The organism is Streptomyces sp. UH6, from assembly GCF_013421635.1.
Taxonomy (GTDB): Bacteria; Actinomycetota; Actinomycetes; order Streptomycetales; family Streptomycetaceae; genus Streptomyces; species Streptomyces abyssomicinicus.
On sequence record NZ_JACADT010001180.1, the window covers coordinates 1 to 1,571 of the forward strand.

Genomic DNA, 1,571 nt, shown 5'->3' on the forward strand with positions numbered 1-1,571 from the left:
ACGACGCGGCCGGGGCGCAGCGCGAGCAGGGTCAGCAGTGCGCGCAGACGCGCCCCGCCGACCGGTACGGGCGTGCCGTCGGGGCGGGTGGCCTGGGTGGTGCCGAGGACTCGGTAGCGCACCCCGCCATTGTCCCCCGCACCCGCGAGGGACGGGATCAGCGGGTCGCCGAGTGGCCGCGCTCCGCCTTGGTGCGCTTGTAGTAGTACCAGCACATGTTCGAGGAGAGTCCGGCCAGCAGCACCCAGATCACCCCGAGCCACCAGGTGCCCTCGACGAAGGAGACGACGGCGGCGACCACGGACAGGACACACACGACGAGGGCGTAGAGGGCGAGGCGGGGCATGGTGGTCGCTCCTGAGCGGCGTGGGCTACTTGTGCCCTCCAGTGTCCCCCATGCCCCGGTCCGGCCCGCGCCGCCTCCCCGTCCCGACGTGCCGGATGTCAGACGTCGGTGAGCCGCAGGCCGGCGTGGGCCTTGTAGCGGCGGTTGACCGAGATCAGGTTGGCGACCAGCGACTCCACCTGGTGGGCGTTGCGCAGCCGCCCGGCGAAGACGCCCCGCATGCCGGGGATGCGGCCGGCGAGCGCCTGGACGATCTCGACGTCGGCGCGCCCCTCGCCGAGCACCATGACGTCGGTCTCGATCTCGTCGATCTCCGGGTCCTTCAGCAGGACGGCGGAGAGGTGGTGGAAGGCGGCGGTGACCCGGGAGTCCGGCAGCAGCGCGGCGGCCTGCTGGGCGGCGCTGCCCTCCTCCACCTGGAGCGCGTAGGCGCCCTGCTTGTCGAAGCCGAGCGGGTTGACGCAGTCGACGACGAGCTTGCCGGCGAGCTCCTCGCGCAGCGACTCGAGCGTCCTGGCGTGGCCGTCCCACGGCACGGCGACGATCACGATGTCGCTGCGGCGGGCGCACTCGGCGTTGTCGGCGCCCTCGACCCCGGCGCCCAGTTCCTCGGCGACGGCCCGGGCGCGCTCGGCGGCGCGCGAGCCGATGATCACCTTCTGGCCGGCCCGGGCGAGGCGGTAGGCGAGGCCCTGGCCCTGGTCGCCGGTGCCGCCGAGGACGCCGACGGTCATCCCGGAGACGTCGGGGAGGTCCCAAGGGTCCTTGGCGGGAGCCTTCCGGGGAGCGTTCTGCGCACTGTCTGTAGTGGTCATGAGCCTGACTTTACGTGCGGTGGGCGGTGGCACCGCCGTGGCATCGCTCACGTCACCCCGCGCCACGCCGGGCCGTCACTTCGGGGGAACCGGTGGCGTACCCGGCGCTCGGAGGCACGGGGTGCGGCACCATGCGCCCCATGGATGCCGTACGGGTGGCGCTGCTGCGCGAGGTCCTGGCCGGGACCGAGTGGCTGGACTCGACGCGCCGGTTCGCGGGGGTGCTCCGCGGGTCGGTGGTGTCGCACGGAGGGGGGCTGCTGCTGGTGGGCACGCCCGCCTACGAGCCGTGGCATCTGGCGGCACACCTGGTGGACGAGGCGGCCTGGTCGGGGACGCCGGAGCTCTCCCCCACCCTGGTGCGGCACGCCGCGCGGGCCTCGGACCCGGCCCACCTGGCGGTCGGGCTG

At 74.0% G+C, this 1,571-nt stretch carries 2 protein-coding genes and 2 pseudogenes; 1 reads left to right on the forward strand and 3 read right to left on the reverse strand.

The features are described from left to right. The 3 genes and pseudogenes from HW445_RS34490 to npdG all read right to left on the reverse strand — a co-directional run. A pseudogene (locus HW445_RS34490) lies at positions 1-122 on the reverse strand (SARP family transcriptional regulator); the annotation flags it as partial. A 35-nt stretch (positions 123-157) separates the two neighbouring features. Then, positions 158-346: a hypothetical protein gene (locus HW445_RS30385; RefSeq protein ID WP_180224016.1), complete on the reverse strand. Its 189-nt coding sequence runs from the start codon at positions 344-346 to the stop codon at positions 158-160. A 98-nt stretch (positions 347-444) separates the two neighbouring features. Beyond that, on the reverse strand, positions 445-1,161 hold the full coding sequence (npdG, locus tag HW445_RS30390) for an NADPH-dependent F420 reductase (protein WP_180224017.1): 717 nt from the start codon (positions 1,159-1,161) through the stop codon (positions 445-447). A gap of 140 nt (positions 1,162-1,301) precedes the next feature. On the opposite strand from npdG, the pseudogene HW445_RS30395 reads away from it, so the two are divergent. Then, positions 1,302-1,571, forward strand: a pseudogene (locus HW445_RS30395) (hypothetical protein); the annotation flags it as partial.